This is a genomic window from Acidovorax sp. 62 (assembly GCF_002754495.1).
Classification (GTDB): Bacteria; Pseudomonadota; Gammaproteobacteria; order Burkholderiales; family Burkholderiaceae_C; genus Acidovorax.
In genome coordinates this window covers 2,469,909-2,485,229 of sequence record NZ_PEFJ01000001.1, presented here as the reverse complement: position 1 = coordinate 2,485,229, position 15,321 = coordinate 2,469,909, and the positions used below count along the sequence as shown (strand labels likewise).

General features: G+C 64.4%; 14 protein-coding genes and 1 tRNA gene. 10 read left to right on the top strand and 5 right to left on the bottom strand.

Annotation, left to right across the window (positions count from 1 at the left end; translation table 11 throughout):
* Positions 1-19 precede the first annotated feature (19 nt).
* The 3 genes from CLU86_RS11215 (at position 20) to rimO (ending at position 2,323) form a co-directional block, all read left to right on the top strand.
* Positions 20-96, top strand: a tRNA-Val gene (locus CLU86_RS11215).
* Between the two features lie 189 nt (positions 97-285).
* Entirely contained in the window at positions 286-819 is a 534-nt protein-coding gene (phaR, locus tag CLU86_RS11210) for a polyhydroxyalkanoate synthesis repressor PhaR (RefSeq protein ID WP_233194959.1), read from the top strand.
* Positions 820-931: 112 nt separating this feature from the next.
* Entirely contained in the window at positions 932-2,323 is a 1,392-nt protein-coding gene (gene rimO / locus CLU86_RS11205; RefSeq protein WP_099656152.1) for a 30S ribosomal protein S12 methylthiotransferase RimO, read from the top strand.
* Positions 2,324-2,426: 103 nt separating this feature from the next.
* Here the strand turns inward: rimO and CLU86_RS11200 are convergent, their stop codons facing one another.
* From CLU86_RS11200 to CLU86_RS11180, 5 genes are all read right to left on the bottom strand, one after another.
* Complete coding sequence (locus CLU86_RS11200; protein WP_099741661.1) at positions 2,427-2,606, bottom strand: hypothetical protein; 180 nt, start codon at positions 2,604-2,606, stop codon at positions 2,427-2,429.
* A gap of 58 nt (positions 2,607-2,664) precedes the next feature.
* Positions 2,665-3,837 (bottom strand): hypothetical protein, encoded by a 1,173-nt coding sequence (locus CLU86_RS11195; RefSeq protein WP_099741660.1) that lies wholly within the window; start codon positions 3,835-3,837, stop codon positions 2,665-2,667.
* Positions 3,838-4,053: 216 nt separating this feature from the next.
* Entirely contained in the window at positions 4,054-4,608 is a 555-nt protein-coding gene (gene efp / locus CLU86_RS11190; RefSeq protein WP_099656149.1) for an elongation factor P, read from the bottom strand.
* A 140-nt stretch (positions 4,609-4,748) separates the two neighbouring features.
* Positions 4,749-5,918 carry an elongation factor P maturation arginine rhamnosyltransferase EarP gene (gene earP / locus CLU86_RS11185; RefSeq protein ID WP_099741659.1) on the bottom strand — a complete coding sequence of 390 codons (1,170 nt, stop codon included), beginning with the start codon at positions 5,916-5,918 and terminating at the stop codon, positions 4,749-4,751.
* Positions 5,915-6,814, bottom strand: coding sequence for a LysR family transcriptional regulator (locus tag CLU86_RS11180; RefSeq protein ID WP_099741658.1), 900 nt, complete (start codon positions 6,812-6,814; stop codon positions 5,915-5,917). Before CLU86_RS11180 ends, earP begins: the two co-directional genes overlap by 4 nt.
* A 158-nt stretch (positions 6,815-6,972) precedes the next feature.
* Here CLU86_RS11180 and CLU86_RS11175 point away from each other — a divergent pair, with 158 nt between their 5' ends.
* The 7 genes from CLU86_RS11175 (at position 6,973) to pgsA (ending at position 15,266) form a co-directional block, all read left to right on the top strand.
* Positions 6,973-8,232 (top strand): CaiB/BaiF CoA-transferase family protein, encoded by a 1,260-nt coding sequence (locus CLU86_RS11175; protein WP_099741657.1) that lies wholly within the window; start codon positions 6,973-6,975, stop codon positions 8,230-8,232.
* Complete coding sequence (locus CLU86_RS11170) at positions 8,229-9,209, top strand: hydroxymethylglutaryl-CoA lyase (protein ID WP_099741656.1); 981 nt, start codon at positions 8,229-8,231, stop codon at positions 9,207-9,209. The genes CLU86_RS11175 and CLU86_RS11170 overlap by 4 nt, the downstream gene beginning before the upstream one ends.
* 46 nt (positions 9,210-9,255) lie before the next feature.
* Entirely contained in the window at positions 9,256-10,236 is a 981-nt protein-coding gene (locus CLU86_RS11165) for a tripartite tricarboxylate transporter substrate binding protein (protein ID WP_099741655.1), read from the top strand.
* Between the two features lie 78 nt (positions 10,237-10,314).
* The gene (locus CLU86_RS11160) at positions 10,315-11,304 is read left to right on the top strand and encodes a tripartite tricarboxylate transporter substrate binding protein (protein WP_099741654.1); all 990 of its coding nucleotides are present in this window, start codon (positions 10,315-10,317) and stop codon (positions 11,302-11,304) included.
* A gap of 161 nt (positions 11,305-11,465) precedes the next feature.
* On the top strand, positions 11,466-12,581 hold the full coding sequence (locus CLU86_RS11155; protein ID WP_099741653.1) for an ISAs1 family transposase: 1,116 nt from the start codon (positions 11,466-11,468) through the stop codon (positions 12,579-12,581).
* Positions 12,582-12,627: 46 nt separating this feature from the next.
* On the top strand, positions 12,628-14,649 hold the full coding sequence (gene uvrC / locus CLU86_RS11150; RefSeq protein WP_099741652.1) for an excinuclease ABC subunit UvrC: 2,022 nt from the start codon (positions 12,628-12,630) through the stop codon (positions 14,647-14,649).
* Between the two features lie 50 nt (positions 14,650-14,699).
* Entirely contained in the window at positions 14,700-15,266 is a 567-nt protein-coding gene (pgsA, locus tag CLU86_RS11145) for a CDP-diacylglycerol--glycerol-3-phosphate 3-phosphatidyltransferase (RefSeq protein ID WP_099741651.1), read from the top strand.
* The last annotated feature ends 55 nt before the right edge of the window (positions 15,267-15,321 follow it).

Sequence of the window (15,321 nt, the reverse complement as noted above, 5' to 3'; positions counted from 1 at the left end):
CGCATTCTCGAATACAAACAGGCGCGTAGCTCAGCTGGTTAGAGCACCACCTTGACATGGTGGGGGTCGTTGGTTCGAGTCCAATCGCGCCTACCAACTAACCATTGGTAAAAAGCCTTCCAAAGCAAACTGCTTGGAAGGCTTTTTTATTTTCCGCCGTGAAACCGGGTGTTTAATCGGCGCGCACGCCCATCAGGGTAATCCTCGGAGAATCTCCGCCCTGTGGCTCTCTAGAATGTGTTGCACTGCAATACCCACATGGGCGTTCGCCCAAGGAGCCACGATTTGCCTGAATCCACCAGCGCCTCTGCCAAACCAGCGCAGCGCGTGATCAAGAAGTACCCCAATCGGCGCCTGTACGACACCGATACCTCCACCTACATCACGTTGACCGAGGTGCGGCAACTCGTCATGGACCACCAGAATGTGGTGGTGCGCGACGCCAAGACCGGTGAAGACCTCACGCGCAGCATCTTGCTGCAGATCATTCTGGAAGAAGAAGCGGGCGGAGCGCCCATGTTCAGTGAGGCGGTGCTGGCCAACATCATCCGGTTCTACGGCCATGCCATGCAGGGCTTCATGGGGGCTTATCTGGAGAAAAACGTCCAGGCCTTCACCGATGTGCAAACCAAGCTGGCCGAGCAGTCGCAAAGCGTGACACCAGAGATGTGGGCGCAGTTCATGAACCTGCAGTCGCCGATGCTCAAGGGCATGATGGGCAACTATGTGGAGCAATCCCAATCGATGCTCACGCAAATGCAGGAGCAGATGCAAAAGCAGACCGAGCAGATGCTGGGTGCGTTTGGAATCAAAAGGTAGTCCCTGAGCCGCGTGGCGGCGGTCCCCGTCACAGGGGCTCTGCCCGCGCCAAACCTTGCCGCGAATAGGCAACTCCACCCGCCGAACGCCGGAACTGGGACAATACGGGGATATGAGCGAAGCAATTGCCCCCACCAAAACACCCAAAGTCGGATTCGTGAGCCTTGGCTGCCCCAAGGCACTGACCGATTCCGAACTCATCCTCACGCAACTGAGCGCTGAGGGTTATGAAACCTCCAAAACCTTCCAGGGCGCCGATCTGGTGATCGTCAACACCTGCGGTTTCATCGACGATGCCGTCAAGGAAAGCCTGGACACCATCGGCGAAGCCCTGGCTGAAAACGGCAAGGTGATTGTCACCGGCTGCCTGGGCGCGCGCGCAGGTGAGGGCGGCGGCAACATGGTGCGTGAAATGCACCCCAGCGTGCTGGCGGTGACCGGCCCCCACGCTACGCAAGAGGTGATGGACGCGGTGCACTTGAACCTGCCCAAGCCGCACGATCCGTTCATCGATCTGGTGCCCGGTGGCTTCGGTGTGGCGGGCATCAAGCTCACGCCCAAGCATTACGCCTACCTCAAGATCAGCGAAGGCTGCAACCACCGTTGCACGTTCTGCATCATCCCTTCCATGCGTGGCGATCTGGTATCGCGCCCGGTGGGGGATGTGCTGAGCGAGGCCAAGGCCTTGTTTGAGGGCGGGGTGAAAGAGCTGCTGGTCATCAGCCAAGACACCTCGGCCTACGGTGTGGATGTGAAGTACCGCACCGGTTTTTGGGATGGCAAGCCCGTCAAGACCCGCATGCTGGAGCTGGTGCAGACGCTGGGCGAGATTGCCGAGCCCTACGGCGCCTGGGTGCGCTTGCACTATGTGTACCCGTACCCGAGCGTGGACGAGGTGATTCCGTTCATGGCCACGGGCAAAGTGCTGCCTTACCTGGATGTTCCTTTTCAGCACAGCCACCCTGACGTGCTCAAGCGCATGAAGCGCCCCGCCAGTGGCGAGCGCAACCTCGAGCGCATCCAGCGCTGGCGCGAGGCCTGCCCTGAAATCGTGATTCGCAGTACCTTCATTGCCGGATTTCCGGGTGAGACGGAAGAAGAATTCCAGCACCTGCTTGACTTTGTGCGCGAGGCGCAGATTGACCGTGCAGGCTGCTTTGCCTACAGCGATGTGAATGGCGCTGCCGCCAACGAGCTGCCCGGCATGCTGCCGATGGAAGTGCGCGAAGAGCGCCGTGCGCGCTTCATGGCGGTGGCCGAGGAAGTCTCTATCGCCCGGCTGCGTCAGCGTGTGGGTTCGACCATGCAGGTGCTGGTGGACCACGCTCCTGCGCTGGGCCGCAAGGGCGGCACGGGCCGTACTTACGGCGATGCCCCCGAGATCGATGGCGTGGTGCACCTGCTGCCACCCGAGAAGATCAGCAAGACGCTGAAGGTGGGCGAGTTCACCAAGGCGCGCATTGTGGGTGTGCAAGGGCACGACCTGGTGGCTCTGCCCATCTGAACGGCATTGCCCGTGCCGAGGGGCGCATGGCCTTTGTCTTGTGGGTTTTCAGCGCGTTTCTCGGCCCGTTGCGGCGGTTGACGGGGGCGCGAAGGGGCGTGTGTTATCGCAATGAGAACACGCCGTACGAGCAAAGCAAGGCCATGCCCAGAATGGCGCCAAAGTCCATCAACAAGTCAGTGCTGTCGGGCTCTTGGTCGCGGATGAGCACCCAGGTGGCGGCTCCGGCCAGCAAGGCGCAGACGGGCAGGATCAGTGGAAAGTAAAGAAGCCATTTGGCCATGGGCAAACCTTTGGGGGCGTTTTTGCTGTGGGCTGGGGATTGGGTTTCGGGTGGTGCTTCAAGGAATGAAGGTGCGCCAGCTGGGCTGCCAACCCGCATCCCGCAGTGCACGCAGTCCTGTGTAGATCAGCCAGGCCCATAGCGCCATGTTGGCGACGGGTGTGAAGGAGGCCACGGCGTAGAGCAGCGCGGTGGTGGTTTGTGCCCCCAGTCCATAAGACAGCCGCACCGCTCCGATGGCGCCCAGCGCCGCCGCCGCCGTCCCCAGCAGTTGCGCTGGCCCCAGACGCATGAAGGGGCTGAGCTTCCACAGCAGCACTCCCAACACAAACACCACCAGGGCCTCCAGCAGGCATTGCATGCCTGTGGTCACGAGGTGCGAGTCCTCGATGTCTCCAGCGTTTGCGAAGTCTTGCCTGGCATATCGCTCTGCTGTCTCTGGCTGCTCCAGCGCTGCCGCAGCGGACGCGCCGCTGATTTGGGCTGCAGCGGTCGGTGCGGCATGGGGGCGCTGTGTCGTCTGGCTTGCGCTGCCTTGGTCGGCTTCCTCGGTCTTTTTGCGCCTGCGTTTGCGTTGGGTGGGCTTGAGCGAGGCGGGTAGCCGCACATGCAGGCGCCAGCCGGTCTGGTCAAAGTGCAGCAGGCAGCCCGACAGCTGCTGCGGCCCGGCGGCGGCAAATTCGGCGTCTGCAGCGTCAAACAGCTGGGCCTGGGCGGCTGTGTCGTCTGCCGGTGCGAGGGCCATCCAGCCTCGGCGTGGCATGGCCACCACCACGCCGGATGGGAACTGTGCGAGCAGCCCTCGCCAGAAATTGCGGTCGGTGAGGTGGCTCTCCAGTAGCAGGGGCTGGGGCGACTGCAAGCGGTAGGTGCCGTTGGCTTGCGGCTGAAAGGTGGGGGTTGCGCCGGACTTGCGCAGGTGCATGGTGGCCAGGGCCAGAGCTTTGTGGGGCGTCAGGTCGAGCCGGGCCAGATCGCTGGCGCGGGCCAGGGCCATGGATTCAGTGCCTGGTTGGGTGAACACAAAGCGCAGGCGCAGGTCTGCCAGGTACCCCAGGGCCAGGACTTCGCGGGCGTCTTCATCGCGTGCGAGGGATTGCTCGGGCGGCTGCAGTTGTTCCTGTGGCTGGCAGGTGCCCGGCCAGCGGTGCACGATGGCGTAGAGGTGCTCGCTGGTGCGCTCTGCGAACGCGGGTGGCGTGGGGGCTGTTGCTGGGGTGGTGCTTTGCATGGGGCATGTGGCGGGCTGGGGTGCTAAGGGGCCACCTCGGGCCACCCTGTGCAACCCGCGATGGTGCCAGCGTCCCCCTGGTTTGGGTGGGCTGCGCGCGCGCCAAAAGGACCAGCGGATAAAAAAAGGAGCCACGCGGGCTCCTTTTTTGTGCATTTTTGCCACGCACGCCCTGCGGTGAGCAGGGCGGTGGCGGGGTGCCCCCGGTGCAAAGGCTTAGACGCGCTTGCGGTATTCGCCAGTGCGGGTGTCGATTTCGATCTTGTCGCCTTGCGACACGAACAGGGGCACGGGCACTTCAAAACCAGTGGCGATCTTGGCGGGCTTCATGACCTTGCCAGAGGTATCGCCCTTGACGGCGGGTTCCGTCCAGGTGATTTCGCGTTCCACGCTGGTGGGCAGTTCGACCGAGATGGCCTTGCCGTCATAGAACACCACTTCGAGGGCCATGCCGTCTTCCAGGTAGTTCAGTGCGTCGCCCATGTTTTCGGCTTCGACTTCGTACTGGTTGAACTCGGTGTCCATGCAAACGTACATGGGATCGGCGAAGTAGGAGTAGGTGCACTCCTTCTTGTCCAGGATCACGTTGTCGATCTTGTCGTCGGCCTTGAACACGTTTTCGGTGCCGAAGTTGCCGATCAGGCTCTTGAGCTTCATGCGCACGGTGGCTGCACCGCGGCCGCCACGGGCGTACTCAGTCTTCAGGACGACCATGGGGTCCTTGCCGTGCATGATCACGTTGCCGGCGCGGATTTCTTGAGCGATTTTCATAGCTGATTGCTTGGGTTGGGGCCGCTCAATGCGGGCGGGCTGCCTTGTGGGGCGGTGCCTGCCGGCGCATGTTCCGCGGCGGAAGTGCGCGGTTGCGGGGCACTGGTGTGCCGCGCTGGATTTGCGCAAAGCCTCGGATTTTACCGTTTTTCCGCGATAAAGCCCAAAAGCTGTGCCACAAGGTTGTCTTGCATCAGCAGCCGCGCTCTGGCGGCTTGCACGCAGGCCGTCCATTCGCGCAGGGTGGTGTCGCCTGGCCATTGCAGTGGCTGGGCGTCCAAACCGTTCCAGGTGCAGTGAAACTGGCGCATGGAGGCTGGCGCCTGCAGCCAGTCCAAAAACGCCAGCAGTTTGGCGTGGTGGGCGTCGTCGTCCTGGGGGTAGATGTGCCACACCAGCGCCTTGCCCGCCCACAGGGCCCGCACCAGGGAGTCCTCGCCGCGCACGGCGTTGAAGTCACAGGCCCAAAGCATCTCGTCAAAGGCAGGCTGCGGGCAGTGCGATCGGTATGAAATGTATAGCTGCTCGCGCTTGTCTGTAGGGGGCTGGAGGTCGATTCCATCTTGAGGGATAAGCGCCTGCTGCACCGCGTGCGTGGGGCGGCCAGGGGCCACCAGCAGGTGCGTGGGCGTGGCGGCAGTCTGGCACAGCTGCAGCCATTGGGGCAGGGCGTGGGGCTCGTAGCAGAACAGCGACATCCAGCGCGCAGCAGGTTCGTTGGCCGCAGTTTGCGTGGGCCGTTGGGGGTGTGTGTTGGCTGCGCGCCAAGCCAGCGCATCAAAGCCTTGGCAGCGCGGCACCAGATCGGGCTCGCGCAGCAGCCCCCCCGTGGCGGGCGTGAAGCCGGGGTAGAAAAACCACCGTGTCCAGCCCTGCGCAGGCCCTTGCGAGATGAGGGAGGGCAGGCGGTGGTTGCGCTCCACATAGCGCTCGGCAGACAGGTATTCGAGGTTGATCCAAACAGGTTTTTGGCATCTAGCGCTTGCCTGATAAGCGCAAGCAGCTATGAATTCAGGAGTAATTTCGCAGCCAAATGCTTCCACCATCACATCGGTGGGGGCTTCATCGGCGCTGGGGGGCGGGGCATTCCAGTCGCGCAGTTCCACACCGGGGCAGCCGCTGGGGGCCATCCAGGCCAGGGCCGACGCATCATCCACCCACAGGCGCACGCGTTGACCTTGCCCAGCCAGTTGCGAGGCCAGGCGCCAGCACACGCCAATGTCGCCAAAGTTGTCGATCACACGGCAAAACACATCCCACTGCAGCGGCGGGGCTGGCGGCGCAGACGGCGGTGTGGGCGGCAGGCTCATACCGTGGCCTCGGTCGCGTTGCGCAGGTGGTCTGCCAGCAGGCGGGCCACGCTGGAGAGCGATTCTTCCGAGCGCACGCACAGCTTGAGGTGGCGGTGCGCCCAGGGCTCGTTCAGGGTGATGGCGCGGATGCCCAGTGTGCCTTTGTACAGCGCCGCGCTGCCCCTGGGCATCACGCCCACGCCCAGGCCTGCGTTCACCATCAGGCACAGCGCGTCGTAGCTGGTGACCTGGATGCGCAGCTTCAGCGGCAACCCGGCCTGCGCGGCGGCCTGGTTGAGTTGGTTGTTGATGGCGCTGCCGGGGTGGGCGCCCACAAAGTCATAGGCCAGCGCTTCGCGCAGCCGCACGGCCTTGCGCCGGGCCAGGGGGTGGTCTGCGGGTATCACCAGCACCAGTTCATCGGTGCGGTAGGGCAGCAGGGTGACGCGGTCGCCGTAGTCGCCATCGTTCAAGATGCCGATATCGGCCGCGTTCTCCGCCACCGAGGTGGCGATGGCGGTGCTGATCTGCTCTTGCAGGCGCACATCCACCTGCGGGTGCAAGGCCATGAAGCTTTGCAGTTGCGCAGGCAAGAACTGCGTGATGGCTGAAATGTTGGCCACCACCCGCACGTGGCCGCGCACGCCGCTGCCGTACTCGCGCATCTGGGTGGTGATGCTGTCCAGATCATTCAGCACCCCGCGCGCCAGGTGCAGCAACGCAAACGCCGCAGCGGTGGGCGTGGCGCCCCGGTTACTGCGGGTGAATAACTCCACCCGCAAGGCCTCTTCGAGGTCGGCCAGGCGGCGGCTGACGGCCGAGGCCGCCATGTGTTCGCGCTCTGCGGCGGCGGCGATGGTGCTTTCTTCCATCACCGCAACGAAGAGGCGCAGGGAGACTGGGTCTAGTTTCATGGTCGTCAGATCGTACCCCGGCCATGCCCGTTGGCGATGGCAGCTTCGCGTATCAGCGTTTTGCAGATGGCGTGGGCTTTGCGCATGATGCGCGCCATCCCCTCCATGTTGCATGGAGGGTGCATTGATTGTCTGACGGACCCCAGGAGAACCCCCGCATGGCTTTGCCACCCGCCTATCCGCCCGCTTCGCCCATCCCAGCCAGCCCCGCCGCGCTGCAAGGCGTGCGCGTCATCGAAATGGGCCAGCTCATTGCTGGGCCTTTCTGTGGCAAGACGCTGGGCGAGTTTGGCGCCGATGTGATCAAGATCGAAGCGCCCGCAGACCCGAGCCGACCCGGTGCGTCGGGCGGCGACCCCCTGCGCAACTGGCGCCTCATCAAGGAAGGCACTTCTGTCTGGTGGCAGGTGCAGTCGCGCAACAAGCGCTCGGTGGCGCTGGACCTGCGGCAAAAGGAGGGGCAGGACATCGCTCGCCAGCTGATTGCAGAAGCCGATGTGCTGGTCGAGAACTTCCGCCCCGGCACGCTGGAAGGCTGGGGCATGTCGCCCGAGGAGCTGCACCAACTCAACCCCGGCCTCGTGATGCTGCGCATCTCTGGCTACGGCCAGACGGGGCCTTACCGCGACTTGCCAGGTTTTGGCGTGATCGGCGAAGCCATGGGCGGCCTGCGCCACCTGACGGCGGAGCCGGGCCGTGTTCCGGTGCGTGTGGGCGTGTCCATCGGCGACACGCTGGCAGCGCTGCACGGCACCATCGGCGTGCTCACGGCGCTGTACCACCGCAAGGTCAACGGCGGCCAGGGCCAGGTGATTGACGTGGCGCTGCACGAGGCGGTGTTCAACGTGATGGAAAGCCTGATCCCCGAATACAGCGCCTTCGGCGCCGTGCGCGAGGCCGCAGGCAGCGCGCTGCCGGGCATTGCACCGAGCAATGCCTACCCCTGCGCGGACGGCTGGGTGCTGGTGGCGGGCAATGGCGACAGCATCTTCAAGCGGTTGATGGACGCGATTGGCAGGCCCGATCTGGGTGCCGCGCCCGACTTGGCCAACAACACCGGCCGCGTGGCACGGGTGCAAGAGATCGACGCTGCGATTGGCGCCTGGAGCGCCGAGCGCACGGTGCAGCAGGTGCTGGATGCATTGGGCGCCGCCCGCGTGCCTGCGGGCAAGGTCTACACCGCCAAAGACATTGCCGAAGACCCGCACTACCGCGCCCGCGACATGCTGCTGACCCAGCAGACGCGCGATGGCTACAGCGTAGAAGTGCCCGGCATCGTGCCCAAGCTCTCTGCCACGCCGGGCAGCATCCGCAGCAGCGCGCCGCATCTGGGCGACGACACCGATGCGGTGCTGGCCGAGGCGGGTTTGACGGCCGAACAGATTGCGCTGCTGCGCAGCAAGGGGGTGATTCAATGAGTGCATACAACACGGTGTGGCAGGGCACAGGCCGCCGCATCCACATGCAGGAAGTCGGCCTGCGCGACGGCCTGCAGATGGAAAAGGCCTTTGTTCCCACAGCCGACAAGATCGCGCTGTGCAACGCACTGTCGGCGGCGGGTCTGGCCAAGATCGAGGTGACCTCGTTCACCTCGCCCGCGGCCATTCCTGCGCTGAAAGACGCCGAGGTCGTGATGCGCGAGATCACGCGGCGTCCGGGCACGGTCTACACCGCGCTCGTTCCCAACCTGCGCGGCGCCGAGCGCGCCATCGAGTCGCGCACGGACGAGCTGAACCTGGTGATGTCGGTCAGCGCCACCCATAACCTGGCCAACCTGCGCATGACGCAGGAACAGTCGTTTGCGGCGTTGGCGCAAGTGGTGGCCCTGGCGCGGGGCGCCAACGTGGCGGTGAATGTGTCGCTGTCCTGCGTGTTCGGCTGCCCCATGGAAGGCGATGTGGCCCAGGCCGATGTGTTCGGCTGGGTGCAGCGCTTTGTGGACCTCGGCGCGCGTGGCATCACGCTGTGCGACACCACGGGCATGGCCTACCCCACGCAGGTGCACCAGCTCACGGCGGCAGCCAGCGCGCGCTGGCCGGGGGTGGAGTTCACCCTGCATTTTCACAACACGCGCGGCATGGGGCTGGCCAATGTGCTGGCGGCCATTGACGCAGGCGCAGACCGGTTCGATGCCTCGCTGGGCGGCCTGGGCGGCTGCCCCTATGCGCCGGGCGCCAGCGGCAATGTGTGCAGCGAAGAGATCGTGCATGCGCTGGCGCTGATGGGCTATGACACGGGGGTGGACTTGGCACAACTGGTGGCCGCTGCGCAGCAACTGCCTGCGTTGATCGGCCACGATATTCCCAGCCAGATCGCCAAGGCGGGCCCGCGCTTGGCGCTGCACCCGGTGCCTGCGGATTTCGAAGCCATTCGCGAAAGGGCGCTTGCCCGCTGAATGCGGGCGAGCCTGCATTCATACATAACACCAGGAGACAAAAGCCATGACATTTCAAACGACGCTGTCCCGCCGCATCTTTACCGCCGCCGTGCTGTGCTCCGCTGCTTTGGCTGCGGGCGCGCAGGACAAATACCCCTCCAAGCCCATCACCATGGTCGTGCCCCAGGCTGCGGGTGGCGCCAACGACGCCATTGCGCGCGTGGTGGCGCAAAAACTCAGCGAGCAGCTGGGCCAGAGCGTGATCGTGGACAACCGCCCTGGCGCGGGCGGCACGCTGGCCACCGGCGCCACGGCCCGTGCGCGCAACGATGGCTACACGCTGCTGCTGACGGCCGACAGCGCCCATGTGATTGGCCCTGCGCTGTACAAGAACCCGGGCTTTGACCCGGTGAAGGACTTTGCACCCGTGGCGCCCGTGGCCACGGCGGGCTATGTGCTGGTCGCTCATCCGTCCTTCCCGGCCAACACCGTGGCCGAAATGGTGGCTTTGGCCAAGGCCAACCCCGGCAAGTATTCGATTGCCTCGGCGGGCAACGGCACGCTGAACCACCTGATTGGCGAGATGCTGCAAAAGGCGGCGGGCATCCAGCTGCAGCACATCCCGTACAAGGGTTCGGCGGCAGCCGCCACCGACGTGGTGGGCGGGCAAGTGCCGCTGTCGGTGCAAAGCCTGCCGTCGGCCATTGCGTTCATCAAGGCAGGCAAGCTCAAGGTGCTGGGTGTGGTCAATGAAAAGCGTGTGGCCGCGCTGCCCGATGCGCCCACCATTGGTGAGACGATCAAGGGCTTTGGCCAGGCGCCGTGGTATGCGCTGTTTGCCCCGGCTGGCACGCCCGCGCCCATCGTGGCGCAGTTGCAGGCCGAGGTGGCGCGCGCGCTGGAGCACAAGGACGTGGTGGACAAGCTGGCCACCGTCGGCTGCGAACCCTTCAAGGGCACGGCAGCGCAGCTGGCCGCGCTGGTGCAGTCCGACCTGCCCAAGTGGAGCCGCGTGGTCAAGGACACGGGCGCCACGGTCGATTGACCGCGCATTTTTCTGGGCACCCAACGGCCCCTCGCTTTTCAGATTTTTGACAACAACGACAACGGAGACATCGCTTTCATGAAAACCACCCGCAAGCAGTTCACCACCCTCGCACTGGCCGCACTGGCCGCACTGGCCACCGGCTTCATCGGCCACGCAGCGGCGCAGGGCGCTTACCCGTCCAAGAACGTCACCCTGGTGGTGCCCACCGCCGCCGGTGGCACCACCGACCTGTCGGCCCGCATGCTGGCACAGGCGCTTGCGCCGGTGCTGGGCCAGTCGGTCATCGCAGACAACAAGGGCGGGGGTAACGGCAACATCGCGGCCAGCGCCGTCAAGCGGGCCGAGGCCGATGGCTACACGCTGCTGATGCAGTACTCGGGCTACCACGTCATCTCGCCCCACATCACCAAACAAAAGCAGTGGGAGCAGGGTGACTTCCAACCCGTGGCCAACGTCATCTCGGCCCCGCAGATCATCGTGGTGCGTGCCGACCTGCCGGTGAAAACGCTGCCCGAGCTGATCGCCTACGCCAAGGCCCACCCCGGCAAGCTCAACTATGCCTCGTCGGGCAACGGCTCGCTGCAGCATGTCACTGGTGCCATGCTGGAGCAGCAGGGAGGCGTCAAGATGGTCCACGTGCCCTACAAGGGCACGGGCCCCGCGCTGCAGGATCTTCTGGGCGGCCAGGTGGACCTGACCTTTGGCACTGCACCGCCGTTCATGCCCCACATCGCCAGCGGCAAGCTGCGCGTGCTGGCCGTGACGGGCAAGCAGCGCCTGCCCAGCCTGCCCGATGTGCCCACCACAGCCGAGGCGGGCTACCCCAAGGTCGATGCCACCTCGTGGTTTGCGGTGTTTGCCCCCGCCGCCGTGCCCAAGGCCGTGGTGGACAAGCTGACGGCCGACATCCGCACCGTGGTGCAGAACCCGGCCTTCCTGCAAAAGGCGCAGGAGCAGGGCGCCACGGCGGACTACCAGACCCCTGCGCAACTGGGTGACAAGGTGAAGGCCGATCTGGCCAACTGGGCGCAGGTGGTGAAGACCTCGAAGATCGAGGCGGAATGATTCGGGTGTTTTGATGAAAATGGCCGCTGGCGCTTGATAGATAAGCGCTAGCAGCTATTTATTTGATAGTGAATGGGGCGGGCTGCCAGGGCAATCGCATCTAAATAGATGCAGCTATTTGCGGCGAAACTGCAGCGTGTGATCACCCAACCAACGCTCCCGTGACGCTGCTGCAGCACCTGCAAGTCATCCCAGACCCGCGCCTAGAGCGCACGCGTCGCCATGAACTCCAATCCATCCTGGCCATAGCGCTGTGCGCAACCATCGCAGGCGCAGACAACTGGGTGGAAGTAGCCGAGTTCGGCGAGTTGCACCACGACTGGTTCATTCGTTTCATTCCGCTGCCCTCAGGCATTGCCTCGCACGACACCTTCGCGCGAGTGTTTCGCCTGCTTGACGCCAAGCAACTGGAGCTGGCCTGCCAACAGTGGCTGGCCCAAGTGGCGGGCCGGGTATACGGCACAGTGGCGATTGACGGCAAAAGCGTGCGCGGCAGCAGCAAAGGGGAGGCTCGCAGGCCACTGCACATGGTCAGCGCCTGGGCTGCAGACATGGGATTGCTACTGGGCCAGTGCAAGGTTGACGGCAAGAGCAACGAGATCACCGCCATCCCCGAGTTGCTCAGGCTGCTGCACCTCAAAGGCTGCATCGTCACCATCGATGCCATCGGCTGCCAAAAGAGCATCGCCCAGCAGCTTCACGAGCATGGTGCGGCTTATGTTCTGTCCCTCAAAGGCAACCAGCGGCACATGCACGCAGTGGTTCAAAAGCACTTTGAAGTGCAGGCGAGCCAAGAGCCGCCCGATGAGAACACCTACACCGAGCGCTCAAGCGGCCATGGGCGCCAGGAGCTGCGCAGCTACCGGCTCAGCCCCGTGCCCGAGGCATTGCAGCGAGCGGCAGTGCACTGGCCGGGGCTGGCCAGCGTGGTGCAAGTCACGCGCCAGCGCCAACAAACGGGAGGCGAGGCTAGCGAAGAAGTCAGCTACTACCTGAGCAGCTTGCCAGTGCACACGCCTGCACGGGTGCTGGCGCACAGTATCCGTTCGCACTGGGCGGTGGAGAACCAGTTGCACTGGAGTCTGGATGTGGCGATGCGCGAGGATGCGGCGCAGTCCTATAAAGACCAGGGACAGCACAACCAGACGCTGCTGCGGCGCATGGCGCTGCAGTTGCTCAAGAGTGACACGTCGGTGAAGGTGGGTGTGCAGGCAAAGCGCAAGCGCGCTGGCTGGGATGTGGGCTATCTGGCACATGTCCTGGGCATCAGGGTTTAGATGCGATTGCCCTGGGCGGGCTGCGCACGGGGCCACAATACGCGCCATGTCTGATGTGCATTCCGAAGAACTCCTCGCGCAGGTGGCTGCGCTGCCCGCGCTACCGGGCGTGTACCGCTATTTCGACGCGCAGGATGCGCTGCTGTACGTGGGCAAGGCGCTCAACCTCAAGCGCCGGGTGTCCAGCTACTTCCAGAAGAACCATGGCGGCACGCGCATCGGCCACATGGTCAGCAAGATCGTGCGCATGGAGACCACGGTGGTGCGCTCCGAGGCCGAGGCGCTGCTGCTGGAAAACAACCTCATCAAGACGCTGAACCCCAAGTTCAACATCCTGTTCCGCGACGACAAGAGCTACCCCTATCTCAAGATCACCGGCACACCGGGCGCCCACACGCGGGGCGATGCGCCGGGCCAGGTGTTTCCGCGCATGGCGTACTACCGGGGCGCGGTGGACAAAAAGCACCGCTACTTTGGCCCCTATCCCAGCGCCTGGGCCGTCAAGGAAACCATCCAGCTGCTGCAAAAGGTCTTTCGGCTGCGCACCTGCGAGGACACGGTGTTTGCCAACCGCACACGGCCCTGCCTGCTGTACCAGATCAAGCGCTGCACCGGGCCTTGTGTGGACTTGATATCGCCCGAGGCTTATGCGGCCGACGTGTCGCATGCCGAGGCACTGCTGCGCGGCGAAACGCAGGAGCTGCTGCAGGCGCTGGAGGCGCGCATGATGGCGCACTCCGACAAGCTGGAGTTTGAGCAGGCCGCCGAGGTGCGCAACCAGATCCAGGCGCTGTCGCGCGTGCTGCACCAGCAGTCCATCGAGACGGTGGATGACAAGGATGTGGACATCCTGGCGGTGCGTGTGCAGGGCGGCCGCGCCTGCGTGAACCTGGCCATGGTGCGCGGTGGCCGCCACCTTGGCGACAGGCCTTATTTCCCGGTGCATGTGGAAGACGCTGCAGCGGTGTATGCGGAAGAGGGGGGTGAGGGGATAGATGCTGTGGAGGGCGTTGAAGGGGAAAACACCGCGCCTGCACAGCCCACCCGCCCCGTGGAGGCGCTGGTGCTTGAAGCCTTCATCGCCCAGCACTACATCGGCGTGCCGGTGCCCCCGTTGCTGGTGACCAGCGTGCCGGTGGACAAGGGGCTGCTGGATGCGCTGACCGAACAAAGTGGCTTGCGCGTGAACGCCATCCACCAGCCGCGCGAGCAGCGCCGAGCCTGGCTGGACATGGCGCAAAAGAACGCCGACCTGCAACTCGCCCGCTTGCTGGCCGAGGAGGGCTCGCAGCAGGCCCGCACCCGCGCGCTGGCCGAGGCGCTCGATTTGCCGCCCGAAGACCTGGACCAGCTCACCATCGAGTGTTTCGACATCTCGCACACGGCGGGCGAATCTACCCAGGCGTCGTGTGTGGTGTTCCACCACCACAAGATGCAAAGCAGCGAATATCGCCGCTACAAGATCGAAGGCATCACGGGGGGCGACGACTATGCCGCCATGCGCCAGGTGCTCACGCGCCGCTACAGCAAGGTGGTGGAGGCACAGCGCGAGGAGGGCGGCATCGACTATGCGCAATCGCCCGAGGTGCAAGCCGCAGCCCGGCCCAAGGGCCAGGCGCGTTTGCCCGACCTGGTGCTCATCGACGGCGGCAAGGGCCAGGTGGGCGTGGCGCGCGAGGTGTTCACGGCACTGGGGCTGGACCTGACGCGTATCGTGGGGGTCGAGAAGGGCGAGGGCCGCAAGGTGGGCCTGGAAGAGCTGGTGTTTGCCGACGGGCGCGAAAAGGTCTACCTGGGCAAGGATTCGGCCGCGCTGATGCTGGTGGCGCAGATCCGCGACGAGGCCCACCGCTTTGCCATCACCGGCATGCGCGCTGCGCGGGCCAAGGTGCGTGTGGGTGGCGGGCAGCTGGAAGAGATCACTGGCGTGGGCCCCAAGAAGCGGGCGCGGTTGCTGCAGCGGTTTGGCGGGGTGCGCGGCGTGGCAGCGGCCAGCGTGGAGGACCTGGCCACGGTGGACGGTATTTCGCGTGAGCTGGCCGAAGAGATTTACCGCGCGTTGCGGTGAAGTTGCAAGGGCATGGTGCCAGGGCTTTGGGCGCGTGACACAATCGCCGCATGTTTTGGACTATACCGACCCTGATGACTTGGACGCGCATTGTCGCGATACCTTTGATCGTCGGAGTGTTCTATGCGCCGGTGGATCCGGCCACTCGCAACCTCATCGCCACGGTGATGTTTGTGGTGTTTGCTGCCACCGATTGGCTGGACGGTTTTCTGGCCCGCAAGCTCAACCAGACTTCGTCGTTTGGGGCCTTCCTCGATCCGGTGGCTGACAAATTCCTCGTTTGCGCATCGCTGCTGGTGCTGGTGCACTTGCAGCGTGCCGATGTGTTTGTTGCCCTCATCATCATTGGCCGAGAGATCGCGATCTCGGCACTGCGCGAATGGATGGCGCAGATCGGTGCCAGCAAGAGCGTGGCCGTGCACATGATCGGCAAGGTCAAGACCACGGTGCAGATGGTTGCGATTCCCTTTCTTTTGTTCGACGGCCGTTTGCTGGGTGTGGTGGATACAGGGGTCTGGGGCACTTGGCTGATCTGGGCCTCCGCTGTGCTCACGGTGTGGTCCATGGTTTACTACCTGCAAAAAGCCCTTCCGGAGATTCGTGCGAGGGTCCGATAGCGCTGGGTTCGTGCGGCGCTTGCAGGTCACTCGGGCCTGTGTGCCCGTGTCAATC